The organism is Paenibacillus sp. J22P277 (assembly GCF_059383675.1).
In genome coordinates this window covers 459773-483337 of record NZ_JBXENS010000007.1, presented here as the reverse complement: position 1 = coordinate 483337, position 23565 = coordinate 459773, and the positions used below count along the sequence as shown (strand labels likewise).

The 23565-nt window shown below is 60.7% G+C and carries 24 protein-coding genes and 1 riboswitch; of the genes, 6 read left to right on the top strand and 18 right to left on the bottom strand.

Annotation, left to right across the window (positions count from 1 at the left end; translation table 11 throughout):
• Positions 1–189 precede the first annotated feature (189 nt).
• The 3 genes from AC50YL_RS26030 (at position 190) to AC50YL_RS26020 (ending at position 3824) form a co-directional block, all read left to right on the top strand.
• Entirely contained in the window at positions 190–876 is a 687-nt protein-coding gene (locus AC50YL_RS26030) for a response regulator transcription factor (RefSeq protein ID WP_494836025.1), read from the top strand.
• Complete coding sequence (locus AC50YL_RS26025; protein ID WP_494835808.1) at positions 873–2507, top strand: sensor histidine kinase; 1635 nt, start codon at positions 873–875, stop codon at positions 2505–2507. The genes AC50YL_RS26030 and AC50YL_RS26025 overlap by 4 nt, the downstream gene beginning before the upstream one ends.
• Before the next feature lie 483 nt (positions 2508–2990).
• Positions 2991–3824, top strand: a complete 834-nt coding sequence (locus AC50YL_RS26020) for a hypothetical protein (protein WP_494836024.1) — start codon at positions 2991–2993, stop codon at positions 3822–3824.
• An 84-nt stretch (positions 3825–3908) separates the two neighbouring features.
• Here AC50YL_RS26020 and AC50YL_RS26015 read toward each other — a convergent pair whose 3' ends face one another.
• The 4 genes from AC50YL_RS26015 to AC50YL_RS26000 form a co-directional block, all read right to left on the bottom strand.
• Positions 3909–4703 (bottom strand): ABC transporter ATP-binding protein, encoded by a 795-nt coding sequence (locus tag AC50YL_RS26015; protein ID WP_494835806.1) that lies wholly within the window; start codon positions 4701–4703, stop codon positions 3909–3911.
• Complete coding sequence (locus AC50YL_RS26010; protein WP_494835804.1) at positions 4703–5632, bottom strand: ABC transporter permease; 930 nt, start codon at positions 5630–5632, stop codon at positions 4703–4705. Before AC50YL_RS26010 ends, AC50YL_RS26015 begins: the two co-directional genes overlap by 1 nt.
• 116 nt (positions 5633–5748) lie before the next feature.
• Positions 5749–6753: an ABC transporter substrate-binding protein gene (locus tag AC50YL_RS26005; RefSeq protein ID WP_494836023.1), complete on the bottom strand. Its 1005-nt coding sequence runs from the start codon at positions 6751–6753 to the stop codon at positions 5749–5751.
• A gap of 460 nt (positions 6754–7213) precedes the next feature.
• On the bottom strand, positions 7214–8425 hold the full coding sequence (locus AC50YL_RS26000; protein WP_494835802.1) for a GTP-binding protein: 1212 nt from the start codon (positions 8423–8425) through the stop codon (positions 7214–7216).
• Positions 8426–8808: 383 nt separating this feature from the next.
• Here AC50YL_RS26000 and AC50YL_RS25995 point away from each other — a divergent pair, with 383 nt between their 5' ends.
• Positions 8809–9534 carry an SDR family NAD(P)-dependent oxidoreductase gene (locus tag AC50YL_RS25995; RefSeq protein WP_494835801.1) on the top strand — a complete coding sequence of 242 codons (726 nt, stop codon included), beginning with the start codon at positions 8809–8811 and terminating at the stop codon, positions 9532–9534.
• A 17-nt stretch (positions 9535–9551) separates the two neighbouring features.
• Positions 9552–10184 (top strand): ThuA domain-containing protein, encoded by a 633-nt coding sequence (locus AC50YL_RS25990; RefSeq protein ID WP_494835800.1) that lies wholly within the window; start codon positions 9552–9554, stop codon positions 10182–10184.
• Between the two features lie 258 nt (positions 10185–10442).
• On the opposite strand, the gene AC50YL_RS25985 is transcribed toward AC50YL_RS25990, so the two are convergent.
• From AC50YL_RS25985 to AC50YL_RS25950, 8 genes are all read right to left on the bottom strand, one after another.
• Positions 10443–11291, bottom strand: a complete 849-nt coding sequence (locus AC50YL_RS25985; RefSeq protein ID WP_494835798.1) for a bifunctional 5,10-methylenetetrahydrofolate dehydrogenase/5,10-methenyltetrahydrofolate cyclohydrolase — start codon at positions 11289–11291, stop codon at positions 10443–10445.
• A gap of 65 nt (positions 11292–11356) precedes the next feature.
• Positions 11357–11436: riboswitch (ZMP/ZTP riboswitch) on the bottom strand.
• Between the two features lie 165 nt (positions 11437–11601).
• Positions 11602–12078: a pantetheine-phosphate adenylyltransferase gene (coaD, locus tag AC50YL_RS25980; protein ID WP_494835797.1), complete on the bottom strand. Its 477-nt coding sequence runs from the start codon at positions 12076–12078 to the stop codon at positions 11602–11604.
• Positions 12075–12587 (bottom strand): phosphoesterase, encoded by a 513-nt coding sequence (locus AC50YL_RS25975; protein WP_494835796.1) that lies wholly within the window; start codon positions 12585–12587, stop codon positions 12075–12077. The genes coaD and AC50YL_RS25975 overlap by 4 nt, the downstream gene beginning before the upstream one ends.
• A gap of 85 nt (positions 12588–12672) precedes the next feature.
• Entirely contained in the window at positions 12673–12999 is a 327-nt protein-coding gene (locus AC50YL_RS25970) for a cupin domain-containing protein (protein ID WP_494835795.1), read from the bottom strand.
• Complete coding sequence (locus AC50YL_RS25965) at positions 12999–14039, bottom strand: zinc-dependent alcohol dehydrogenase (protein ID WP_494835793.1); 1041 nt, start codon at positions 14037–14039, stop codon at positions 12999–13001. Before AC50YL_RS25965 ends, AC50YL_RS25970 begins: the two co-directional genes overlap by 1 nt.
• Positions 14040–14306: 267 nt before the next feature.
• Positions 14307–15326 carry an alpha/beta fold hydrolase gene (locus AC50YL_RS25960; protein WP_494835792.1) on the bottom strand — a complete coding sequence of 340 codons (1020 nt, stop codon included), beginning with the start codon at positions 15324–15326 and terminating at the stop codon, positions 14307–14309.
• 83 nt (positions 15327–15409) lie between these two features.
• The gene (locus tag AC50YL_RS25955; RefSeq protein ID WP_494835790.1) at positions 15410–15643 is read right to left on the bottom strand and encodes a hypothetical protein; all 234 of its coding nucleotides are present in this window, start codon (positions 15641–15643) and stop codon (positions 15410–15412) included.
• A gap of 18 nt (positions 15644–15661) precedes the next feature.
• Complete coding sequence (locus AC50YL_RS25950) at positions 15662–16243, bottom strand: GNAT family N-acetyltransferase (RefSeq protein ID WP_494835789.1); 582 nt, start codon at positions 16241–16243, stop codon at positions 15662–15664.
• 206 nt (positions 16244–16449) lie between these two features.
• On the opposite strand from AC50YL_RS25950, the gene AC50YL_RS25945 reads away from it, so the two are divergent.
• Positions 16450–17295 carry an alpha/beta hydrolase gene (locus AC50YL_RS25945; RefSeq protein WP_494835788.1) on the top strand — a complete coding sequence of 282 codons (846 nt, stop codon included), beginning with the start codon at positions 16450–16452 and terminating at the stop codon, positions 17293–17295.
• Positions 17296–17512: 217 nt separating this feature from the next.
• Here AC50YL_RS25945 and AC50YL_RS25940 read toward each other — a convergent pair whose 3' ends face one another.
• The 6 genes from AC50YL_RS25940 to AC50YL_RS25915 form a co-directional block, all read right to left on the bottom strand.
• Positions 17513–17704 (bottom strand): hypothetical protein, encoded by a 192-nt coding sequence (locus AC50YL_RS25940; protein WP_494835787.1) that lies wholly within the window; start codon positions 17702–17704, stop codon positions 17513–17515.
• Positions 17701–18675, bottom strand: coding sequence for a TIR domain-containing protein (locus tag AC50YL_RS25935; protein ID WP_494835786.1), 975 nt, complete (start codon positions 18673–18675; stop codon positions 17701–17703). The genes AC50YL_RS25940 and AC50YL_RS25935 overlap by 4 nt, the downstream gene beginning before the upstream one ends.
• 237 nt (positions 18676–18912) lie before the next feature.
• A complete protein-coding gene (locus AC50YL_RS25930; RefSeq protein WP_494835785.1) occupies positions 18913–19806 on the bottom strand; it encodes a phytanoyl-CoA dioxygenase family protein in 894 nt (297 codons plus the stop codon).
• 94 nt (positions 19807–19900) lie between these two features.
• Positions 19901–21511: an ABC transporter substrate-binding protein gene (locus AC50YL_RS25925; protein ID WP_494835784.1), complete on the bottom strand. Its 1611-nt coding sequence runs from the start codon at positions 21509–21511 to the stop codon at positions 19901–19903.
• A 62-nt stretch (positions 21512–21573) separates the two neighbouring features.
• Positions 21574–22536, bottom strand: a complete 963-nt coding sequence (locus tag AC50YL_RS25920; RefSeq protein ID WP_494835783.1) for a carbohydrate ABC transporter permease — start codon at positions 22534–22536, stop codon at positions 21574–21576.
• A 19-nt stretch (positions 22537–22555) separates the two neighbouring features.
• On the bottom strand, positions 22556–23503 hold the full coding sequence (locus AC50YL_RS25915; RefSeq protein ID WP_494835782.1) for an ABC transporter permease: 948 nt from the start codon (positions 23501–23503) through the stop codon (positions 22556–22558).
• Positions 23504–23565: the final 62 nt, after the last annotated feature.

Sequence of the window (23565 nt, the reverse complement as noted above, 5' to 3'; positions counted from 1 at the left end):
TCTACAACAGCGATTGGAGACCCGTACCGCCCGCAGGGCTTCTGCCGCCGGAAGCTATGTCCTTATGATGGGTTTTCTATCTGAACTGAAAATGAACCTCGGCTGAATGTTTGCTGAATGCCCGCTGAAGGCTTGCTGAACGCGGGCGGGGCGGCACGGATGCCGATCGATCGGAGGCGACGGGAACGGATGAAGCCGTCCAAGGAAATACGCATACTGCTGGCGGACGACGAGCCGCATATCCTGCAGTTTCTGGAGATGGGGCTCGCGAACGAAGGATTTACGGTGCGGACCGCGCCGGACGGGATGAGCGCGTACGGCCTTGCGATGGATTTTCGCCCGCATGTCGCCGTGCTGGACGTCATGATGCCGGGCATGGACGGCTACCACGTGTGCCGCATGCTGAAGGAAGCCGGCAACGCGGTCGCCGTCATCATGCTGACGGCCAAGGACGACATCGACGACCGGGTCAAGGGACTGACGCTCGGCGCGGACGATTACATGGCGAAGCCGTTCAGCTTCGACGAGCTGCTGGCGCGAATCGGCGCGCGGCTGCGCAACCAGTTTCCCGATCTGCTGGGCGAAGTGGTGCTGGGGCCGTTCAGCATCGATGACCGCAGAGGCGAGATCCGCCATGAGGACCGGCTGCTCGAGCTGTCGCCCACGGAATACGAGCTGCTGAAGTACCTCGTGCTGCATCACGGCATGGTGCAAAGCAAAGCGGTCATTCTGGACAAGGTGTGGGGGTACGATTTCGGAGGCGAGGAGAACATCGTCGAGGTGTACATTCGCTCCCTGCGGGACAAGCTGGGGGACAAGGAGCACCGGCTTATCCGTACGCTGCGCGGCGCCGGCTACCGGGTGGATTTGCCATGACGGCGGCGCCGTCGTCGCCCGGCCGCGAGAACAGGCGCAGGCGGGTCCGCTGGCTGTTTCCCGGCTCGCTCAGCGGACAGTTGCTGGCGCGCACCCTGCTGCTGATGGCCGCGCTGCTCATCCTGATCGGCTTCATGCAAAATTGGCTCATGAAGGATTCGCTCTACCGGAGCAAGGCCGACGCGCTGCGCTCGCAGCTGATGACGATTCCGATGGGATGGTTCGTCGATGCCGGCAACGAAGGCAGTCTGCCGGGAACCCAGGACGAGCAGCCGGCCGAAGGCGCCGGGAACGGGCAGAATCCCGGGGGCGGCCATAGCGGCGCAGCGGGCAATGGCGGAGGCAAAGGGCCCGGAGGGGACGGCGGACCCGGGAGCAGGAACGCGCCGTTTCTGTTCGCGCCGGGAACGTCCTTGGCTTACGTCGGCACGGACGGCGCCTTTACGGATTTGTCCGGCGCGTACAGCGTGCCTTCGCCGCGGCTGACCCCGGCGGAATACCGCGACATGATCACGCGGCTGTCGTCCGATCGAGGCCGGCAGCCGGACAACGAGTTTTCGTTGCTCGCGGATGCCCGGGGCGGCCGTCAGATCGTCGTCTTCCGGCTGGCGGGGCCGCCCGACCGGCCCGCCGGTCTCCTCCAGATGGGCGCGGAGACGTCGCAGCTGACGGACGTGATGACGCGGCAGCTCCTCATCTTCGCCAGCTTGTCCGTGCTCGCGCTCGCCGCCGGCTTGGCGCTCTACATGCCGGTGCTGCGCCGGACGCTCGTGCCGCTGTCCCGCATGGCGGAAGCCGTCAAAGGCACCGATGCCGGCAATTTGGAACAGCGCCTGCCGGAGCATCAGGGCCAGATCGAGATCGACCGGCTGTCCGCGAGCTTCAACGGCATGCTGGAACGGCTCGAAGCGTCGTTCCGCGCCGAGCAGGAAGCGACGGAGGCGATGCGGCGCTTCATCGCGGACGCCTCGCACGAGCTGCGTACGCCGCTCACCTCGATCCACGGGTTTCTCGAGGTGCTGCTGCGCGGAGCGGCGGCATCCAATCCGGAGCAGCTGCAGGCCGCGCTTCGCAGCATGCACGGCGAATCCCGACGGATCAACAAACTGGTCGAGGACCTGCTCACGCTCGCGAAGCTCGACCGCGCGCCGCAGCTCAAGCTGGCGGCGCTCTCCCTGGACGGGCTCGTCCGCGGCATGGAGCCGCAGCTCCGCCTGCTTGCCGTCGATCGGGCCGTCTCGCTGGAATTGACCGCCGGCATCCGCGTGAATGGCGACGGCGACAAGATCAAGCAGGTGCTGCTGAACCTGTTCCAGAACGCCGTGCAGCATACGGAGCCCGGCACCGGCGCCATCGCGGTGCTGTTGATGACGGATCGCGGCATCGGCGAAGGCTCGCGCGCCTTCGCCGAGCTGACCGTGCGCGATAACGGCCCCGGCATCGACGAAGCGCAGCTGCCCCATCTCTTCGAGCGGTTCTATCGCAGCGATGCCTCGCGCGCGCGCAAGTACGGCGGCTCCGGGCTTGGCCTCGCGATTACGCAGGCGATCGTGGAATCCCATGGCGGTTCCGTCTCCGTGACGAGCAAGCTTGGCGAAGGCAGCGCCTTTACGGTGCGGCTGCCGATGTGATGCGCATGCCGCCTGCTCGCCTTGTCCTGCAATGTAAAGACAAGCGCCGCCCGGCTGAGCCTTTCTTTTAGATAACGCGAACTCGAAACAGCGGTAGTCCAGGACGAATATCGTCCAGGACTACCGCTGTTTTTGTTATGAATAATCGACCTCGCTTCCAAATCGCCGTCGACCGTCTCCGAACCTCTCCGCCTCTTCCGCATGAGCATGGATCCGCGTCAGCATCGCGAATTCTCAAGTCTTCCAGGCGCATTGCCCCGATAAGACCCGATCATGGACCTGGTCTTTCCCCGACCTATGTCCGAATTCGCGTTCAGCCTCCCGCATGTGTTTTTCCAGAATTTTCCGAGCTACGATAGAAGGCAAGGAACGCGATAAACAAAGGAGTGAACCAAAGTGAACGTTGTAAACGTATCGAGGTTTGAATCGGCTCGTAACGAGGATGCTTCGGAGAAGATCGGTTTTTTTTCGGGAGAGAAATGGATGGTGCTGACCGGCTTGCTCGGTTTCCTGCTGGCAGGGGTATGCGGGGTTTGGTGGATGCTGTACGGGGGACCGGTCGGACCGGACGGCGACGTCTCGCATGCCTTCTCTTTCGATGCCGCGCTGGGATTGTTCCTGCTGTCGACGGCGGCCATCGTCCCGTTCTCCAGAATGGGGGCAAAGGCAAGAGCCGTCTTTCGCTGGTCGTATATCGCGCTCGCCCTCTATTCGTACTTCGCGGAAACCGTGCAAAACTTCCGGGGCGTCAATCCGCGATTCGTCGACGGCGGCACATCGTTTGACGAGGCGGTCGGCAATATTTTCACGTTTGTTGCCCTGTTCCTGGTCTTGTACTATTTATTCCTGGCAGGTCAGTATTTTCGTCCGAAAGCATCCCGTCTCCATCCCGAGCTCTCCGTCGGAATCCGTTATGCCATGGTCGCCGTCGTAGTCTCGTTTTCGGCCGGGATCTGGATCTCGATGAATCAGGGACGCATCGTCGGCACCGACGGGAACATTATTTGGCTGCACGGTCTCGGCTTCCATGCGCTCCAGGTCATGCCGATCGTCGCCTGGCTGACGGCCCGCGCGTCGCGGAACGGCAAGACATCCCGCACCTTCATCCATATCACGGGCATCTCGTTCCTGCTCGGCTTGCTCGCGATCGGTTGGCAGACGTACCTGGGACATTCCGTTCTTGCGTGGTCCGCGCTCCCGCTTGCCGCCGCCGGATGCTTCCTGATTTCATTCGCTTCAGGCGTCGGGGCCCTGCGGGCCGCCTTGAAGGTTCCGACCGCGGGAAGCGCCCGCCGTTCCGACTCGCAAGGGATGTAAGACGAAATCGCTCCGATCGTTCCCGATGCCGTCGGCCGTCCCGTGCTGATTAAAAAAGGAGAAGGCGGATGGCCTTCTCCTGTTTCAACTCAGGACGATCCGATCGTCGGACAGCCGCTGGCCGCTGATCCGCTCGAATTCGCCTAGCAGCTGCGCGACGGTCAGCGAGCGCTTGCGCGATTCCGGGATGTCCAGTATGATGCGGCCCTTGTCCATCATGATCAAGCGGTTGCCTAGACGGATCGCCTGCTCCATGTTATGCGTGACCATCAGCGTCGTCAGCTTCATCTCGCGGACGATCTCCTCCGTTAAGGTCGTAATGAGCTCCGCGCGAGCCGGGTCAAGCGCAGCCGTATGCTCGTCCAGCAGCAGGATCTGCGGCTGCGTGAACGTCGCCATCAGCAGACTGAGCGCCTGCCGCTCGCCGCCGGACAACAGGCCGACTTTCGCCTTCAGCCGCGCTTCCAGCCCGATGCCCAGGCGCTGCAGCCGTGCGCGGAACAGCTCGCGCCGAGACGCGTTCACGCCCCGGCCGAGTCCGCGCTTCTTGCCGCGCGCGTACGCCATAGCCAGGTTTTCCTCGATCGACATCGCCGGTGCCGTGCCCGCCATCGGATCCTGGAATACCCGTCCGATCCACCGGCTGCGCGCATGCTCCGGCAACGGATGAATCGCTTGGCCGCCGATGCGCACCTCGCCGATATCCGGCTTCATCACGCCGGAGATGACGTTCATCAGCGTCGATTTCCCCGCCCCGTTGCTGCCGATGACCGTGACGAAATCGCCGGGTTCGAGCTTCAGCCGAATGTTCATGAGCGCGATCTTCTCATCCGGCGTTCCCGGATTGAACAGCTTCGATACCTGAACAAGGTCCAGCATTACGATCGGCCTCCCCGGCTGCTTGATGCTCCTAACAGCTCCTGCGTGCGCTTGCGCGCCAACGCCTTCTGCTTCATCGACCGCCGCAAGGTCGGGACAACGAGCGCGGCAACGACGATAAGGGCGGTAATCATTTTCAAATCGGACGCGTCCAGCAGCTCGACGCGAAGCGCCAGCGAATAAATAATCCGGTATACGATCGCGCCCAGGAGCGCCGCCAGCGTGGCTCGGAACACGGTCCGGGAACCGAAGACCGCTTCGCCGATAATGACGGACGCCAACCCCAGGACGATGGTGCCGACACCCGCGGAAATATCGGCGAAGCCCGAGTCCTGCGCGATCAGCGCGCCGGACAAGGCGACGAGGCCGTTGGAGAGACTCACGCCGATGATCTTGGCCGTGTCGGTGTTGGCGCCGAAGCTGCGGATCATGCGCGCGTTGTCGCCGGTTGCCCGAAGCGCCATGCCCGCGTCGGTGCGCAGGAACCAATCGAGCGCCAGCTTGACGGCCAGCGCCAGCGCGAGCAGCACCGGAACGTACGCCCATTCGTTATCGGCAATGGACGATAACAGCGTATCCGTGTTCAAGAGCGAAATATTCGGCTTGCCCATGATGCGCAGGTTAATGGAATAGAGCGTGATCATCATGAGAATGCCGGCCAGAAGGCCGTTGATTTTGCCTTTCGTATGAAGGAGACCCGTGCATGCCCCCGCGGCCAGACCGCAGAGGAAGGCGCAAATCGTTGCCAGCAGCGGGCTCGAACCGTGCGTAATCATGATCGCCGCGACGGCGCCGCCTGTCGTGAAACTGCCGTCAACGGTCAGATCGGGAAAATCGAGTATGCGGAACGTGATGTACACGCCGATCGCCATCAAGGCGTATAGCAGGCCGAGCTCGACCGCTCCTATCATGGATCCCAGCACCGTCATCAGCCTCCTAAGCGTAAGCTTCCGCGATCGCCGTCGCGAGCCCTATCGCTCGCTTCGAACGCGTTCGCCCGAAATGAAAACGGAGCGAGCGACTGGAATCGCCCGCTCCGCGCGCCTTACTTGATAATATCGTTGTCCGGGTCCTTCACTTCGCCCTTCATCCCGTCCGTTACGGCAATGCCCTGCGCTTCGGCGGCTTTCAGATTGAGAATCAGATCCAGCTTGTCCGGGACCGTCACTTTCATGTCGCCCGGCTTCTTGCCGTTTTTCAATATATCGACCGCCATTTGGCCGACTTGGTAACCATGGTCGTAGTACTTGAACCCGACGGTCGCGAAAGCGCCCGCTTCCACCGTATCGCGATCGCTCGAGAAGAACGGGATTTTGTTGTCGTTCGCCGTTTTGATGATGGAATCCACGCTGCTTACGACCGTATTATCGAGCGCGATGTAGAGCGCGTCCGCGCGTCCGATCAACGATTCGGCCGCTTGCTTGACTTCGGAAGTCGCCGTTACGGGCGCTTTGACGAGCTTGACGTCATGCGCCGCAAGCGCCTTCTCCGCTTGGTCGGCCATGATGACCGCGTTCGACTCTCCCTCGTTGATGACCATGCCGACTGTTTTTACGTTCGGGAAATTGGCGGCGATGAAGTCCATCAGTTGCGTGATCGCCGCGGGATTGGTATCGGATGCGCCGGAGACGTTGCCGCCCGGCTTGTCCAAGCTGCCGACGATCTTGGCCGCCAACGGATCGGTAACGGCCGCGAACAGTACCGGGTTGTCTTTCTCTTCCTGCACGACGGCCTGCGCGGACGGGGTTGCGATCCCCAGCACGAGATCGTAGTCGTTGGACGCGATCTTTTGCGCGATGGACAAGTTGTTGCCGGCGTCGGCCTGCGCGTTGTTCATATCGACCTTGAGGTTGTCGCCTTCGGCGATGCCCGCGTCCTTCAGTGCCGCGAGGAAGCCTTCGCGCGTTGCATCCAGCGAGGGATGCTCCACGTACTGCGAGATCGCGATCGAGAAGGTCTTCGAGCCCGAACCGGAGGAAGCGTTGTTTTTCTCTCCGCAACCGCTTGCAATTACAAGCGCCGCCGCGGAAACAAGCAGGGAAGCCAGCATCTTTTTCTTCACTTTATTACCCCATTTCGTGGTTTGTCCAGTGATGCGGAAGCTGCGGATATCGGCATGCCTTGCCCCGATCCCAACCGTAATCCAGCCGCTTCTTCTTGGATGCCGTGTTAACGCATTTCTACTTCGACTCGACAAAGAACCTCAACGTTAATCCTTATTCTAATCGCGAAGACACAATTTCGTCAATTTTTTAAACGCATTTATTTTCCAATGATGGGGCGCTGTTCCAAGATCCGATTCGATGCCGGCTTTCTCGACAACGGTGCCCGGCCGGTCGGCATGGCGGCTCGTTCCGCGCCTCCGCGTGCCGTCCGAGCCCGCGCTATCCGCAAATGCAGGACCGTTATCGCTGCGCAAAAAAGACCGCCGGTCGTCCGGCCGATGGCCGTACGAGGCGATCTTGATATCCGTCCGAAGACGATGCGTGCCACGGGGGCATGTCCTAGATCTACCCGAGCTGCTCGGCGGACGCATTCGGCAGCCGGTCCGGGAATCCGTTCCAGTCCTGCTGCATCTCCGGCTCGGTGAGCAGGCAGCTGTCCAGCGCCGCGATCATCTCCGCCTGATTCATGTCGATGCCGATGAACACGATTTTGTTGATCCGGTCGCCGTAGACGGGGTCCCACTGCGCCGCGATATCCGGCTCCTGCCGGAGGATCCCCCGCTGCTCGGCCTGGGGAAGCGCCGCGACCCAGTAACCGGAAGGACCGAACTGGATGGACGGTCCCGCCTGGCTCAGACTCTGGCCCATCGCGTTGCGCGAAGCCAACCACACCATTCCCTTCGCCCGCACGACCTCCTCCGGCCAGCGGCTCATCCAGCGGTACAGCCGCTCGGGATGGAACGGCCGAACGCGCTCGTACACGAACGAAGCGATGCCGTACTCCTCCGTCTCCGGCGTATGATGCGGTTTCTCCATTTCCCGGATCCAGCCCGCGGAGACGCTCGCTTCCTCAAAATCGAACAGCCCCGTATGGAGGATTTCCGCCGGATCCACGGCACCGTGGCTGGCACGGAGAAGCTTGGCTCGCGGCTGCAGCTTCCGCAGCACGCCTTCCAGCTCCGCCAGGTCCGTGTCGTCCATCAGATCGCATTTGTTCAGCACGAGCACGTCGCAAAATTCGATCTGATCGATCAGCAGATCCACGACGTCCCGGGTATCGTCCTCGCCGACCGCCTGGCTGCGGGCCAGCAGCGAATCGCCGGAGGAGAAGTCGTGCCAGAACCGGTACGCGTCCACGACCGTGACCATGCAGTCCAGCCGGCAGAACCGGGATAAATCGATGCCCTGCTCCTCGTCCACGTAGGAGAAGGTCTGCGCGACGGGAACCGGTTCGCCGACGCCCGTCGATTCGATGAGGATGTAATCGAAGCGTCCCTCCAGCGCGAGCTGCTCCACCTCCCGAAGCAGGTCCTCGCGGAGCGTGCAGCAGATGCAGCCGTTCGACATTTCCACCAGCTTCTCGTCGGTGCGGGACAAGCCGCCGCCTTCCTTGACGAGCGACGCGTCGATATTCACTTCGCTCAGATCGTTGACGATCACGGCCACCCGCAGGCCGTCGCGGTTTTGCAGCACATGGTTGAGCAGCGTCGTCTTGCCGGAGCCGAGGTAGCCGCTAAGGACGGTTACCGGAATTTTGTCGGTGTTCGGAAGGTTCATGGATATACCTGCTTTCATGCGTAATTTTTACGAATTGAATCCAAAACGATACTTCGGCGACAGGTTACGGACCATTACGAATCGCGAGGGAGAATTCCATCGTCGTTAATCGTAATATTTACTATTAAAAGATATCAGCCTCGTCCTCATCCGTCAACCTGTAAATCCGACATGCCCGTAGGCAGCCCTGGCATTACGCCCCGATGAAAGGCATCCCTCCTGACCATCCCCTCCGTGCAGCACGCCAGCCGAACGGCAACGTCAGCCATAATGCCGCATCGATTATCGTAGGCAGCTATCCTGATTTTCCCTATAATGGAACTAAGCAACGCCTACCGCTGCTCCCTTGCCGAAACTAATTTCACAAAATGGAGGAAGCTCTTATGCTACAGCTCAACCAGGTTTGCATCACCGGCACCGACCGCGGGATCGGGCTCGAATTGGCGAAAGGCCTGCTTCGGGCCGGCTGCACCGTGCATGCGGGCGGCATCGTCGACCCGAATCCCGAGCTTGCGCAGCTGTCCGCGCAATTCCCGGGACGGTTGCATCCGTTCCGGCTGGACGTCGGAGACGACGCAAGCGTGAAGGAAGCCGCGGACCGGATACGGAGCATGGCGCCGGCGCTCGACATGCTGATCAACAACGCCGCCCTGCTCGGGGACACGGGGAAAACGATCGCGGACGATCTGGATTTCGGCGACATGCAGCGGGTCTATAACGTCTCCGCGCTCGGCGCGATCCGCATGGCGAACGCGCTGCTTGAACCGGTCATGAACGGCGGCAGGCTGATCGTAAACATCAGCTCCGAAGCCGGAAGCATCGGGAACAGCCATCGCGAGGCGTGGTTCGGCTATTGCATGGCCAAAGCCGCGCTGAACATGGGCTCGACCATCATCCATAACCGGATCCGCAAGGACGGCGGACGCGTGCTGCTCCTTCATCCCGGCTGGGTGAAAACGTTCATGGGCGGCAGCTGGAACGACGCGGGCACGCATACCCCCGAGGAAGCGGCCGCTCATATCCTGCGGCTAATCGAAGCGCGAGGCGGCGAGCTGCACGATTCGCCCCTATACTTGGAAGCGGATACAGGCAACGAGCTGCCTTGGTGAAGAGAGGAGACACGACGATGAACGAATCCGTTCAAGCGCTGCTGCTTGGGGATTTCACGGCCGCGCCTTGGCATCCGCTGGAGCCGGCGCGCGCGGAGCTGCAGTCCATTCTTGGCGGCGATTTCCATCTGGACGCCACGGAAGATTACGATGTCCTGACCCGGCTGGATCAAGCGGCATCCCCCTTGTGCATCTCGTATACGGACTGCTGGCAACGCACCTTGAAGCCCGAACAAACGGCAGGACTCCTGCGGTACGTCGCGGGCGGCGGCGGCCTGCTCGTGGTCCATAACGGCATATCGCTGCAATGCAGTCCGGAGCTTGCGCAGCTGATCGGCGCCCGCTTTACCGGACATCCGCCTTGCCAGCCGCTCCGCTACCATCCCGTTGCCGGACATCCCCTGCTCGAGGGCGTCGACGCGTTCAGCCTGGACGAAGAGCCGTACTTCTTCGAATTCGATCCGTTATCGGAACGCGAGGTGTTCCTCGAATACGAATTCGAAGGGAACCGTTATCCCGCCGGTTGGACGCATCCTTACGGGCTTGGCAAGGTCGTCTACCTGCAGCCGGGGCATCATGCCCCTTCGTTCAAGCCCGCGTCTTATCGGCGGCTTGTGCTGAACGGCGCGCGGCGGGCTTGCGGCCGTTAAGCCAGGCCGCTCCCCGAATCGCAAATAAGGCGATCCTCCGGTTCTCGACCGAGGATCGCCTTATTCGTCTTATGAACTGCTCGACCGGGCTCCGCCGGACGCCTGCTTGTTCACGTTAAACGCGGCACGCTTCGATGCATCGGCGAGATGCGCCCTTTCCGACAACGCCATAGGCCTGCTGCTGCCGTTAAACTTCGCGCGGCGCGCATCGAAACGCGCTGACCGGCTTGCCGGGGCCTCTGCATCGCGCCATCTCGTCTACGCCCCGAGCTTCTCCGCCGCATCCACCGTATGCTTGAGCAGCGTCGCGATCGTGACGGGCCCGACGCCCGCGGGAACCGGCGTGATCGCGGACGCATGCCGCGCGCACGCCTCATAATCGACGTCGCCGACGTTGCCGGGGTTATAGCCGGCGTCGAGCACCACGGCGCCCGGCTTGATCCAGTCGCCCTGCACGAAATTCGGCTTGCCGACGGCGGCGACGACGATGTCCGCGAGACGCACGATCGCGGGCAGGTTCTCCGTCCGCGAATGGCAGGTCGTCACGGTCGCGTCCGCGTTCAGGAGCATGGCGGAGACGGGCTTGCCGAGAATCGGGCTTCTGCCGATGACGACGGCATGGCGGCCGCGCGCCGGCAGCCCGTAGTAGTCCAGTATCGCCATGATCGCCGCCGGCGTGCAGGACGGAAAGTCCGCGAAGCCGAACGCGTTCTGCGCGAAGCCGAGCGTCGTGACGCCGTCAACGTCCTTCCGGATGTCGATGGCTTCGAAAGCCGCGCGTTCGTCGATCCCGTGCGGCACGGGATGCTGCAGCAGAATGCCGTGCACGGAGGCATCCTCGTTCAGCTTCCGAATCGCGCCGATCAGCTCCTCCGTCGTCGTGCCGGCAGGCAGCTCCACGCGGATCGACGCGATGCCGAGGCGCTTGCAGGCGTTGCCTTTCATCCGCACGTACGTCGCGGAAGCCGGATCGTCGCCGACCAGCACCGTCGCCAGACACGGTTTAATTCCCCGTTCCGCCAACCTGGCGATGCGCGCCTCCAATCGTGCCTTGATGCTGTCGGCGACCGCGTTGCCGTCCAAAACAAGCTGGTTTGCATGAGTCATGTTCCGTCACCCTTTCCGTGTTAGATGCGCAGAAAAACAGAAAGAGGCAAGGGGGAATTCCCCCTTACCTCTGCCCAGGCGTACGGCCGTATAAACGATGTGCTCCCCCGCGGTTCGCCGCGTTACGCCAGTCACACACGCTTTTGAATCGATGCTTGTATTATACGCCTGCAACGGATGCGGAGCAATCCCTTGCACGGAGCCGCACGGAACTTGGCGGCGGACGGCCATCAAACCTGCCTGGCCGAGAATTCGCGATGTACCGTACATGCCGCGAATCCGCCCGATATCGCAGAACGACGACCCGCCCTCATACGGTGAACGTCACCATCCGCGCATATGCGTCCCGGTGCATGTACGCCTGCGCCAGCTCCGTCTTGTTCGACTGGAGGAACATGCGCACGAGCGAGCTGCTCGTCTGGATGTCCTTCAAATAAGGCGAGAGGTACACGGTGTCCGCCTTCGTCGTGCTCCGCATGTACTGTTCCAGCTGCAGCTCGTACTCGAGGTCCGTGGAGTTGCGGATGCCCCGGATGACGGCCTTCACGTTATTGGCGTTGACGTAATCCGCCACGATGCCCTCGAAAGGCACCACGACCGCGTTCGCCATTTGCGCCAAGGACAACTGCACGAGCTCGGTACGCTGCGAGATGTCGAAATAATGCTGCTTGCTCCGGTTGTTCGCGATGATCACATGCACCTCGTCGAACAGGCTCCCCGCCCGCTCGATGACCGAAATATGCCCCAGCGTGATGGGGTCGAAGCTTCCCGCGTAGACGACCTTCATGCCTGCTCCTCGCTCGGCACCACGGCGTCGCGGATCTGCTCGAACGTGAGCGGCGCGTAATCCCAATGCTCCACGCTGACGTTGAAGTAACTGACGCTCTCGTACTTCTGCCCGTGGATATGGCCGTGCACGTTCACGTAAGGCATGTGCTTGTTCATGTACATCGGCTCGTGGGACAGGAAGAAGAAGTCCTTGTAAATGATCGGATGCTCGCTCACCTCGTCGAAACCGACGTCCAGCCACCATTGGCGGGAGCGGCCCCGATCGTGATTGCCGAGGATCAGATGCTTGTACCCGTTCAGCCGCGAGACGATCGCTTTGGTCTTGTCCCGGTTCAGGAACGAGAAATCCCCGAGATGGAACACCTTGTCCCCTTCGCCGACGACCGCGTTCCATTTCTCGATCATCGCCTCGTTCATCTCGTCGGCGTTCGCGAACGGCCGCGATTCGAAATCGATGATATGCTTGTGACCAAAGTGATGGTCGGAGATGAAAAACACCTTTTGCATGGATGACCACGCTCCTTGTTATGCGTTTAACCGTTCTCGGCACTTCGCGCGGCTGCCCGGGACTCGACGCCGTAAGATGCTGCCCTTATTCCGTGATGGTCGCCAGCAGATCGGCGCGCAGCGGCGTGAACGTTTCGACGACGACCGTGTCCGCCAGCGCCGTTACCTCGTGTACCGCATCGCCGGGGATGAAGAGCTGCTCGCCGGCTTCGGCGACGATGATCGTTCCGTTCATCTCGAGCTGCAGCCGGCCGCTGACGACGAACGTCAGCTGCTCGTGCGGATGGGCGTGCGCGGTCCCGACCGATCCGGTCTTCAGCGTCACCATCATGCTCATGATCGACTCGCCCGGCGGGAATATTTTGCGTTCGATCCCCGGTCCGGATGCATGCCATTCGTTAAAGCGCGGCATCAGGCTTCGCCTCCCGGCACCAGCAGTACTTTGGACACGCTGCCCGGCTGCTTCAGCAGCGTTTCGAACCAGCGGCCGCCTTCGCCGAGCGGCGCTTCGACCACGCCGTCGGCCAGTCCGATGCGGCCTTCCTCGATCCATCGCAGCGCCGTGCGAAAATTCGCCGTCGAATAAGCGAAAGCGCCCGTCATCGTCACTTCGTTCCGGATCGCGATATTGACCGGCAGCGCCGACTCTTCCTCGTGCAAGCCCGTGAATACGGCGCGGCCGCCGCCCTTGCAGGCAAGCACGCACTGCCTGCGCGTCAGTCCCGCGCCGACCGCGTCGAACGCGACGTTCACGCCGGCGCCGCCGGTCAACCGCTTCACTTCTTCCAGCGTGTCCCCGCCGTCCGCCGGGCAGATCGTATGCTTCGCCCCCAGCTTCGCGGCGATCGCCAACCTGTCCGCGTTCATGTCGACCGCGATCGCGTCGCGCACGCCATACTGCAGCACCGCCTGCAGCGCGAGCAGTCCGATCGGCCCCATCCCGATGATAAGCACCGTGTCCGTCGGACGCGGCGCGGCCAACTCCGCCGCGCGAATGGCGCACGCTGCCGGCTCCGTCATCGCCGCCTGCTGCAGCGTCACCGCGTCCGGGACGGCGTAAACGAACGCCGCCGGGATCTTGACGTATTCCGCATTGCTGCCGGGCAGCGCGGCGGAAAGCAATTTACGCGAGACGCACAGCTGCTGGTTACCGCCCGCGCATGGCTCGCATTGGCCGCAGGTCACGAGCGGATTCGCCGTGACGCGCTGGCCGATTCGCCACCGGCCGGCCGCTTCGGCGCGGCTGCCGACGGCGGCGATCGTGCCGGAGAACTCGTGGCCGAATATCATCGGCGGCTTGCGGAGCGAGTTTTTGCCCAGGTACCCGCTCAGCTCCGATCCGCAGATGCCGGAGTATGCCACGCGAATGAGGATATCGTCCTCGCCCGCGACCGGCATGTCCGTTTCCCGGATCGTCATTTCCTGCGGTCCTTCATAGATAAGTGCCTGCATGCGCAACTTCCCCTCTCACGCGATTGGCTTTCGTCTCGCAAAGGCTTGGAAAATTTCGGCTTGTCTCTCCCTCATGGTAGCATTCCGCCCGTAAAGTAGAAAGCCCCTTTCTTGGCTCCTGTTCGACGCCGGAGCATTCGTTCGGCGCCTCCGCTCGAGACCGCTGCCGCGTCCGATGGGCGAAGCGCCGGCACGCGACAAGCGGGCAACCTCAAAAAAGCCGCCGTTCTCCCGGCAGCCTCATGCATTCATTCTCGGATCCCCCGATCAGCCCATGAAGATGCGAAGCAGGCCGGCTAATTGTTCAGGGCGCTCCAATGCCAAGCAATGCCCGCAAGGCAGGGTTTCCGGCGTCACGTGTTCCGCGACAAGTCCGGCGACGCGGTGAACGTCCCCGTCCATGAAATAAGCGCCGGCTATCGCGATGACGGGCATCGTCAGCTTCCGCTGCATATGCTTCCGAACGAATGCGATGTTAACAAAATCATTCCGGTACACGTCGAAGATCGGACGCAGCCCTCCCGCGCCGGAACTGCCGCGAACGACCGCTTCCAACAGCGGCTCGGTGATCGCGCCGGGATCCTGGCATTCGTCCCGCATCAATTTCCCCCAGAACTCCCTCTCCTTGCCCGTGATCAGAAATTCGGGGACGTCCGGGACGGCAAAGAAGACGATATGCCAGAACCAGTGATTGGAATTCACGTTCTCTGGCGTTAAGGCAGACCAGTCTTCCAACCCGAGACCCGGCAGCAGCATCTCCGAAAAGGAGAGCTTCTTCACCCTGTCCGGATACTTTGCCGCCAGCGCATACGAAAAAGCCGCGCCCCAGTCTTCGCCGTGCACGCAATACGAGCCGTAGCCCAGCTTCCGCATAAGCTCCGCGAGATCCTCCGCGATCGTATCCATGTCATAGCCGCTTCTGGGCTTGCCCGAGTCTCCGAAACCGCGAACGTCGGGCGCTATGACCGTGAACCGGTCGGTGAGCAGCGGGATCAGCTTATACCAGTAAAACGACGTTTTCGGCGCGCCGTGCACGAGCAATAACGGTTCGCCGCAGCCCGCGGTCACGAAATGAAGACGAACGCCGTTGACCGTTTCCCGCCAATGGGTGACCGGATTCCCGGCGTGATCGTAGATTTGGTTCGGATCGAAAGGCTGCGGATCATGTCCGGCAGCGCCGTGAAAAGGCTGCATGCGAACAAACCGGTCGAACGCGCCATTCCTATCATGGCTCTGCCGGAGCAGCAGATCAGGACCTTGACCGACAGGTCGATTAGGATTGTACAATGCCACACCTCCGCCGATATCCCGTCATTACCTTATGCGGGCGATCGCCCGGTAATGAAGGCTTCGCGGAGGATTGGCAGCATTCATCCCCACGCCTGCACGATGAGCGTGACGACCAGCACCGCCGCAAACAGCGCGCACGCCCCCAGGAAAAAGTACCCGAATATCCGCAAAGGCTTCGGCATGCTGCTCAGATCGACCGGTTTATCCGGCACGCCCATGACGGTGCGGTTATGCTCGGTGACGTCGTTGAACGTATTGCCGGCCGGCTCCCGATGCTCCTCGTTGCGCCGCTCAATTTCTTGATCGTCCGCCATTGCCGCCTTCCTCCCTCTTCAAGCTTCCCGTTCGTCTCGGAACAGCTTGTAATGATGGTACGCTTCGCCGTCGATGGTTATGCTCCCTGCCGAGCGAAAGCCGCATTTCGCGATGACCCGGTTGGAGGCCGCATTGTGTACGAGGGCGACGGCGTTCAGCTCCTCTGCCAACCCGCGCCCGAACAGGTAGCGGATCATGCCGGCCGCCGCCTGCGTCGCATAGCCCCGCCCGCTGTGCGCGTGCGAGATGCCGTACATGATCTCCCGGTTCGGCGGCGGCAGCTCGTCCTTGATTCCGGTGCATACCCAGCCGATGAACTGCCCCGTTTCCTTCAGCGCCACGACCAACCTCAGCTGGAGATCCCCGATGTCCCTGCCTTCCCGAACGGCTTGAAGAAACCGCCCGTTTCCGGGAATTTCGTAATGCAGCAGCCAATCCGCGCGGATGTCCTTCGTCTCGGCATTCCAGCCGGGCAGGTAGCGCACGATCTCCGGCTCGTGGGTAACGGCATGAAAATCGTCCAGATCTTCCGGCTTGAACAGCCGCAGTACGACGGCGCCGCAATCGATCTCGAATTCCTCGTTCATCTTGGATTTCATGTTATGTTCATCCTCATCCTCATTGTCTCCGATCAAACCTTCCCCGGCTCTTGGCCGGACGGCTCTCTTCCCCTTTCTCGACGGACCCGCCGTATCCTGCCGTTTCGATTATTTTTTTGTAAGCGAATCCACCGCATTTCATAATCCGGCATCCAGTGTGGTAAAGTTGAATAAGGAAGGTTGCGAACGAGGGAGGCTGCAGGAAAATGAAGGAGCGAATATTCGAGCTGCGCTGCCGCGACGGCTCGCGCCGTTATGCGGCGGAATGGGAGCCGGGGGAGGAGCGGCGTCCCCGCGGCGTCATCGCGCTCGTGCACGGCATGGGCGAGCATGTCGGACGGTACCGGCATGTCGCCGAGATGTTCACGGAAGCCGGCTACGCCGTCATCGGCTTCGATCAGGTGGGCCACGGCCGCACCGAAGGCAAACGCGGACATACCAAATCGTACCCCGCCCTGCTTGACGGCATCGACGCGATGCTCGCCGAGGCGAAGAAGCGCTTCCCCGGCGCGCCCATTTTCCTATATGGGCACAGCATGGGCGGCAACGTTACGCTCAATTACGTGCTGCGGCGCAAGCCCGGCATCGTCGGCGCCATCGTGACGGGACCTTGGCTGAGGCTGGCGTTCAACCCGCCCCCGCTGCAGCTGATCGTCGCGCGCGTCGTGAACCGGCTGTTTCCCGCCTATACGAACGAAAGGCCGATGGTCGGCGACCATCTCACGTCCGATCCGGCGATGATCAAGCGCTATCAGGAGGATCCGCTCGGCCACGGCGCCATCACGGCGCGGTTCTTCCTCAGCGTGCAGGGCGCGGGTCTGTGGGCGCTGAAGCACGCGCCGGAGTGGCGCACGCCGCTCCTGCTCATGCACGGCGGCTCGGACAAAGTCACCTCGATCCTGGCGACCCGGCAGTTCGCCGACGCGGCCGGATCCGACTGCACGTTCATGGAATGGGCCGGCTACAAGCACGAGCTGCACAACGAGCTGGACCGCGAGGAAGTGTTCGACGTCATGCGGGACTGGCTGGAAAAGCAGCTGGCCGCGCTGTAAGCCGACAATACTTATCGTCGTCCCGGCGAAATGCGCTGTCCTTCGCGTTTCGGCCGGACGCCTGGATGATAGATGCCTGATAGAAGCATCATAACCTGCAACGAAAAACCGCCCGGCTCGCGATGAGCCGGGCGGTTTTTCGTTGCAGGCTGACTTTATGCTAACGGCTGACGATCGATGGCCTCCGTTGTTCGGAATCCATGCGCAGCCTCTAGGTTCACTGAGCGAATAACGGTTTCTTGTACTCGGCTTTTCGCTTGATCAGCACGAAGCCGTTCTCTTCCCGACCGGTCCCGATGACCGGGGCCAGCACCGTTTCGTTCATGTCGACCACGACGACCTTGCCTGCTTTGGCGCGAGTGACCGGTAGTTTCCTTCGCGCGTTCTTCTTCGCGTCCTTGTCCTTCATGCCGGATCGCCTCCAAACAGGTAGTGTACCGTGCTCATCAATTCTTCGTTCGCGTCCATCAATTGCTCCAACTGCTCTCTCGTCGAGACATGCCCGGTTAGATGAACCGTCACGACAAGCTCTCTACCCACAGGATAGCACAGCAAATAAATTTTGCCAACGCCATGCCCCTTGTACAGGATCGCCTGTTCCGTGCTTGTCCGGTACACGTCGACGACTAGCGGCGCCGGTTCTCCCGCGTCCTCGTAAGCCGAGAAGGAGTAAAATTTGCCCCGCCCGACATTGCCGGCGACCTGCCGTATGCCGTCGCTGCCCTCGGCCTTCCACACGGCGGCGCCCGATACTTTGCCGACGGCCTGCCCGTCGTACGCCGTTCGGATCGCTTCGTACAAATGCTCGTATTTGCGCCCGCCGTCCACGACGATATCCGCGCTGAATTGAATCAAGAACTGCAATAAAGAGGCGTGAGCCGGACTCCGGTACGCGCCGAGCTCCTCGATCCTGGCGGCGATCGCGCCGCATGCCGTGCTTACGGCGGCATCGAGGTTCGGCCGGTCCGGGTCGTAGGTCAGGTACGTAAGCCCGTTCAGGTCCGACGGGATGTGGAATTCGTCGATGACGCGGCCGTCCGGGCGTTCCTGCGCCACGGCCCGCGGCACGACGAAGAAAACCCGCCCCCGCTTGAGCTTTCCCCAGAAAAGCCCCAACTCGAAGACGACGTTGTCGCGGGGGATCATCATGACCTTGTCGCGCAGCTCCACCACGTCGTGGGCCGTGAACAGGAAGACCGCGAAATCGCTGATATCCGCTTGATGCTCCAAGTCGGTCATCGTATCGTTGTTGACCTGGAAGGCGCCCGCGAACCAAGGCGTGACCTCGGCGACCCGCTCCAGCTCTTTCATTACGGCGAGAGCGAGCTTCTTGGCTTCGCTCGTCGAACCGAGGAATAACTTCGGCCTGCTTTGCGGCATGAAGACGTTCTCCTTTTCCTGAATCCGGCGTACGCGCGTTCCTATCCTTCTAGTTGCCATTCTACCATAGCAAGCAATCGGGGACTTCATTAAATTTCCATCAAAAAAACGCGCCTCGCTTCATTTCACCCCCGAGCGAGCGGCAGCGACGCCGACCTCGGCGCAGCAAAAAGACAGCCTCCGCCGGAGACTGCCTTGCCTGCGTTATTGCCCGCGCCATGCGGCGGACAGGCTCGTCTATTCCCGTCCAAGCGCCCTGCGGATGCTGATCTCCACCGGCGAGTAATCCGCGGAATCCGCGCGCGCGAAGTCCATCCGCGCCTTCAGCGGCGTCTTCTGGTTGCACATGAAACGCGGGACGCCGGAATGGTTCTGCGAAGGCGTATGGTAGAGGAACGGATGGCAGAGGATGATGTCGCCGGGGGAAGCCGTCGTCTCGGCTACGCGCAGCCGGATGCCGTCGGCATCGGTATGCCAGTCGTCCATGAATTTGCCGACGCGATCCGGATCGTCGGTTCCCGCGCCGGTCAAGCCGGTCAGCTCCGACAGATAGGGATGCTCCAGGTTCAGCTTATCGATGCCTTCTTGAGGCTCCAAACCTCCCGGATGCCGCTCCAGAAACCGCGCCACGACGCGATGGGACCCTTCCACGATCAAGGTGCCTCCGCCTTGGGGACCGATCTCCGAGAAGATGCACAAGCAGAGCAGTCCTTGATCCGGGCTGTCCACGTAATGGCGGAAATGCCCGCCGTCCCAATGCCAGCCCGCCGTCGGCACGGTCCAAGGAAGCTCGGCGCCGAGCGAGAAATTCACCGGCCACCAGCCCCAGGTCGCGACGACTTCTTCCTTCCCGTACACGCCCCGGTCGATCCATCGGCCGCGTCCCACCAGGTCCTCGATGGCATCCGCCATCCGCCCCGTGTTGCACCGGTCGAATGCCGGCGTCTTGTACGCTTCCCGCAAATAATGAATCGGCTTGTCCCAGGTGACGCGGTCCTCGGGGTCGATGCCGAACGGGCGCAGCTGCTCCCAGACGAACCGCTGGCATTCCAGCGCCAGCTCCCGCGGGTACGCTTCGCTGACCTTGACCCAGCCGCGTTCGATGAAATGCTCGATTTGTTCGTTTGTCAAAACCTTGCTGTCCATACGATCAACTCGCTTTCGGATAATAAAAAGGGAAGCCATGCCGAAATGCGCACGGGCTTCCCAGCTTTATACAGACGGATTACTTCGATGCGCGCCATGCGTCGAGCTGTTTTTGCTCCTCGGCGATGACTTTGTCGATGCCGATCGCTTTGAGCTTGTCGATGAACTTCGGCAGGTAGACGTTCGGATCCACGGTTCCCGTTCTCAGACCGGGGCCGAACTCCTTGGTGGCATTGGTAATCGCCGCGACTTCGGTCTTCACGTTCGACGGATCGAAGGTAAATCCGAGCAGCGGAGAATTTTCGGCCGCGGCGTTGAACGTCTTGAATTTCTCCCATTTCTGCGGATCTTCGTTCTTCCACAGGTAATCGTTGAATTGGTTACCGAACAGCCACGCCTGGTTCAGGTTGTAACCCGACGTCTGCGCCGTTACGCCCGGCGGGAAGTCGATCGTATTTTCGTCTACTTTGACATAGTGCTTGCCTTCGATGCCGAACGCGATCAGGTTGACCAGATATTTATCCGTATAGAGCATGTTCAGGAACATCATCGCCCGGTCCGGATCTTTGGACGTTCTGGAGATCGAATCCATCGAGCCTTGCGCATCGCCCGTGCTGACGACCGGCGGCGTCAGTTCGACTTGTACCCATTGTTGACCGGTAGCCGTGGTGACTTCGGCGTCTTTGCCCGGTTTCAGCTGCTCCGGATACGCGAACGCTTTGCCGGCTTTCAGACCGCCGCTCAAATCCTGCAGGGTCGCCGCGTCTTTGTTGACGTAGCCTTTCAGGAACCAGGAGTGAATGAGATCGTAGCCGGCTTTGAGTTCAGGCGTCTCGTAAGCGTCGATCAGCTTGAAGTCCGTTTGGCCTTTCGCCAAGCTGCCGGCAAACTCGTCGAAATAATCGAAGTTGTTCTTCGTGTAGACGTTCAACAGCGAGATATCTTTGTTCAGGTAGAACGGCGTAACGCCCGGCTCTTTCTCCTTGATCATATCGAAGTAAGGCACGAGGTCCTCCAGCGTCTTGATCGTGGTAATGTCGATGCTGTATTTGTCGACGAGATCTTTGCGGAGCATGACGCCGTATTGACTCGCCATTTCTTTGTTGATCGGCAAGCCGTAGCTCTTGCCGTTTACTTTGGAGCCTTCCAGCAGGGCCGGCTCGATGATCGATTTTGCATCCGGCGCATTTTTGTCGATCAGATCCGTGATATCGATGATGTTGCCTTGGGCAATCTTCGTCGTGAATCCGTTCCAGTTGGCCGTGTACATGATGTCGAACGGTTCGCTGGAGGCGAATTTCAGGTTCATCTTATCGTCCCAGCTGCCCCAGTCGATGACTTCCAGATCGAGCGATGCATTGATTTTGTCCTTCAGGTACTTGCTGACTTCCTCGTTGACCAGCGCTTGGTCTTTCGGTGCAGCCGCCCCCGGGACGAACCATTTGATCGTGTACGGCTCCAATTTCGAAACGTCGACGGCGCCGGCAGTACCCGTATCGCCGGTATTGGCTGCATTGCCCGCATTGGCATTGCCGCCGTTAGTCGTCGTTGCCGGGGCATTATTTCCGCTTGCCGTATTGTTGCCGTTTGCATTTCCGCCGTCGTTGTTGCTGCCGCAGCCGGACAGGATCAATGTCACTGCGAAAGTCGCCGTCAACGCGGTGAGTCCTTTTCTTTTGATGCTTTTCATATGAACCCTCCCATTTTTGAAAATGAAAATGTCGTTCTATATGCTAACCGGCGAAGCCGGGTCTAGCCTTTGACCGCGCCGACCGTCAGACCGGCGACGAAGTAGCGCTGGAAGAACGGATAGGCGAGCACGATGGGGCCCATGCCGACGATGCACATCGCCATGCGGACCGTCTCGTTCGGTATCTTCGCGATCTCCTCCGCGCCGATGCTCGAACCGCTTTGGGCATTGGTCTGCAGAAATTGGAGGTTGCGCATGACCCGGTACATCATGTACTGGAGGTTGATCAATTTATCGTTATTGATATAGACCAGACTGTTGAACCAATCGTTCCAGTACGCCAGGGTGTAGAACAACCCGATCGTGGCCATGACGGGAAGCGACAGCGGCAGCACGATGCCGAAGAAGATGCGGAACTCGCCGGCGCCGTCGATCTGCGCGGACTCCAGGATGGACGGATGAATCGTCTGCTGGAAGAACGTCCGCGTCGTCAGCACGAGGAAGGCGTTCATGAGCAGGCCGGGAATGATCAGCGCGAACAGCGAATCCTTCAGATGGAAGATATTCGTGTACACGAGATACCAGGGAACGAGTCCGCCCCCGAAGATCATGGTGAAGAAGATAAAGAAGGAGAAAAACCCCCGGAATTCGAAATCCGACCGCGACAGCGGGTAGGCATACAGCGCCGTGATCATCATGCCGACCAGGCTGCCGATCACCGTCGTGGCGATGGAGATGCCGTAACCCGCCAGGATCTTGTGCAGATCGAACGAGAGATAATGGTACGCCGCCGTGCTCCACACCTTCGGAATGATCGAATAGCCGTGCAGCGTAATCGCGTTCTCGTCGGATAGGGAAGCGGAGACGACCAGCAGGATCGGGAAGATGCAGATGCAGCAGTACACGATGAAGAACAGGTTCACGACAAGATTGGAGCCGGGCGAGATGGCGTTGATTTTCCGTTTCGATCCCGGTCCGGCAACGCCGGCCGCGGCTGACGGGACTTGCGCAGTAGTCGTATTCATTGCGGATGTCGCTCCTCCCCTAGAATAAGGCGCTTTCTTTGTTGATTTTGCGAACGATCAAGTTGACCGAGAGGACAAGCACGAAGCCCACGACCGATTGGTACAAGCCCGCCGCGGAGGACATCCCGATATCGCCGAGCTGGAGCAGGGCGCGATACACGTAGGTGTCGATCACGTTCGTCGTCGGATAGAGCGCGCCGGCATCGAGCGGTACTTGGTAGAACAAGCCGAAATCGGCATTCAGGATATGTCCGACCGCCATCAGCGTCAGGATGATGATGATCGGCCGAATCTGCGGCAGCGTGATGCTGATCGCCTGGCGCCATTTGGAAGCGCCGTCCATCAGCGCCGCCTCGTAATACTCGTTATCGATCCCGATGACCGCGGCCAGATAGATGACGGTGGAATAACCGATGTTCTTCCAGATGTAGACGAGCGGGAGAATGTACGGCCAATACTTCGGTTCGCTGTACCACGCGACGGCATCGAAGCCCAGCGGGACAAGCACATGCGTATTGATAAAGCCGAATTCCGTGCTCAGCATGGAATAGCCCAGATAACCGACTACGACGGCCGACAGGAAGTAAGGCAGGAACATAATGCTTTGATAGAACCTCGCCGCGAGCCGGCCGCGCACCTCATTGAGCAAGATCGCGAGCGTGACGGCGATAATCGGCGTAATGATGATGAAAAGCGCGTTGTACAGCAGCGTGTTCCGGGTAATCGTCCAGGCGTCCGACGTCCCGAACAGAAACTTGAAATTCGTGAACCCGACCCATGGGCTATGGAAGATTCCTTTGCTGTAATCCACGCTTTTGAAAGCGATGATCGTGCCGAACATCGGCATGTAGTTGTTGATCAGCAAGTAAATCGTGCCGGGAAGCATCATCAGCAGCAAATAACGGTTCTTCAGCACCTTGCGTCCGAAGGAAGAGCGGTTCTTTTTCAGTTGCGTGTCCAGTTCCATCACCTCATGTTCTTTTCGGCATGTTGATTTCGTTCTTAAGGGTATTGTAAAAGATGAACGCA

Coding starts and splice junctions, on each gene's coding strand:
- AC50YL_RS26000 (WP_494835802.1), bottom strand. CDS start 8,425: ATGAACCTTCCGAACACCGACAAAATTCCGGTAACCGTCCTTAGCGGC.
- AC50YL_RS25920 (WP_494835783.1), bottom strand. CDS start 22,536: ATGAATACGACTACTGCGCAAGTCCCGTCAGCCGCGGCCGGCGTTGCC.
- AC50YL_RS25950 (WP_494835789.1), bottom strand. CDS start 16,243: ATGAAATCCAAGATGAACGAGGAATTCGAGATCGATTGCGGCGCCGTC.
- AC50YL_RS25970 (WP_494835795.1), bottom strand. CDS start 12,999: ATGCCGCGCTTTAACGAATGGCATGCATCCGGACCGGGGATCGAACGC.
- AC50YL_RS25940 (WP_494835787.1), bottom strand. CDS start 17,704: ATGAAGGACAAGGACGCGAAGAAGAACGCGCGAAGGAAACTACCGGTC.
- AC50YL_RS26025 (WP_494835808.1), top strand. CDS start 873: ATGACGGCGGCGCCGTCGTCGCCCGGCCGCGAGAACAGGCGCAGGCGG.
- AC50YL_RS25955 (WP_494835790.1), bottom strand. CDS start 15,643: ATGGCGGACGATCAAGAAATTGAGCGGCGCAACGAGGAGCATCGGGAG.
- AC50YL_RS25965 (WP_494835793.1), bottom strand. CDS start 14,039: ATGCAGGCACTTATCTATGAAGGACCGCAGGAAATGACGATCCGGGAA.
- AC50YL_RS25915 (WP_494835782.1), bottom strand. CDS start 23,503: ATGGAACTGGACACGCAACTGAAAAAGAACCGCTCTTCCTTCGGACGC.
- AC50YL_RS25990 (WP_494835800.1), top strand. CDS start 9,552: ATGAACGAATCCGTTCAAGCGCTGCTGCTTGGGGATTTCACGGCCGCG.
- AC50YL_RS26015 (WP_494835806.1), bottom strand. CDS start 4,703: ATGCTGGACCTTGTTCAGGTATCGAAGCTGTTCAATCCGGGAACGCCG.
- AC50YL_RS25975 (WP_494835796.1), bottom strand. CDS start 12,587: ATGCAAAAGGTGTTTTTCATCTCCGACCATCACTTTGGTCACAAGCAT.
- AC50YL_RS25945 (WP_494835788.1), top strand. CDS start 16,450: ATGAAGGAGCGAATATTCGAGCTGCGCTGCCGCGACGGCTCGCGCCGT.
- AC50YL_RS25985 (WP_494835798.1), bottom strand. CDS start 11,291: ATGACTCATGCAAACCAGCTTGTTTTGGACGGCAACGCGGTCGCCGAC.
- AC50YL_RS25935 (WP_494835786.1), bottom strand. CDS start 18,675: ATGCCGCAAAGCAGGCCGAAGTTATTCCTCGGTTCGACGAGCGAAGCC.
- AC50YL_RS26010 (WP_494835804.1), bottom strand. CDS start 5,632: ATGACGGTGCTGGGATCCATGATAGGAGCGGTCGAGCTCGGCCTGCTA.
- AC50YL_RS26005 (WP_494836023.1), bottom strand. CDS start 6,753: ATGCTGGCTTCCCTGCTTGTTTCCGCGGCGGCGCTTGTAATTGCAAGC.
- AC50YL_RS25995 (WP_494835801.1), top strand. CDS start 8,809: ATGCTACAGCTCAACCAGGTTTGCATCACCGGCACCGACCGCGGGATC.
- coaD (WP_494835797.1), bottom strand. CDS start 12,078: ATGAAGGTCGTCTACGCGGGAAGCTTCGACCCCATCACGCTGGGGCAT.
- AC50YL_RS26020 (WP_494836024.1), top strand. CDS start 2,991: ATGGTGCTGACCGGCTTGCTCGGTTTCCTGCTGGCAGGGGTATGCGGG.
- AC50YL_RS25925 (WP_494835784.1), bottom strand. CDS start 21,511: ATGAAAAGCATCAAAAGAAAAGGACTCACCGCGTTGACGGCGACTTTC.
- AC50YL_RS26030 (WP_494836025.1), top strand. CDS start 190: ATGAAGCCGTCCAAGGAAATACGCATACTGCTGGCGGACGACGAGCCG.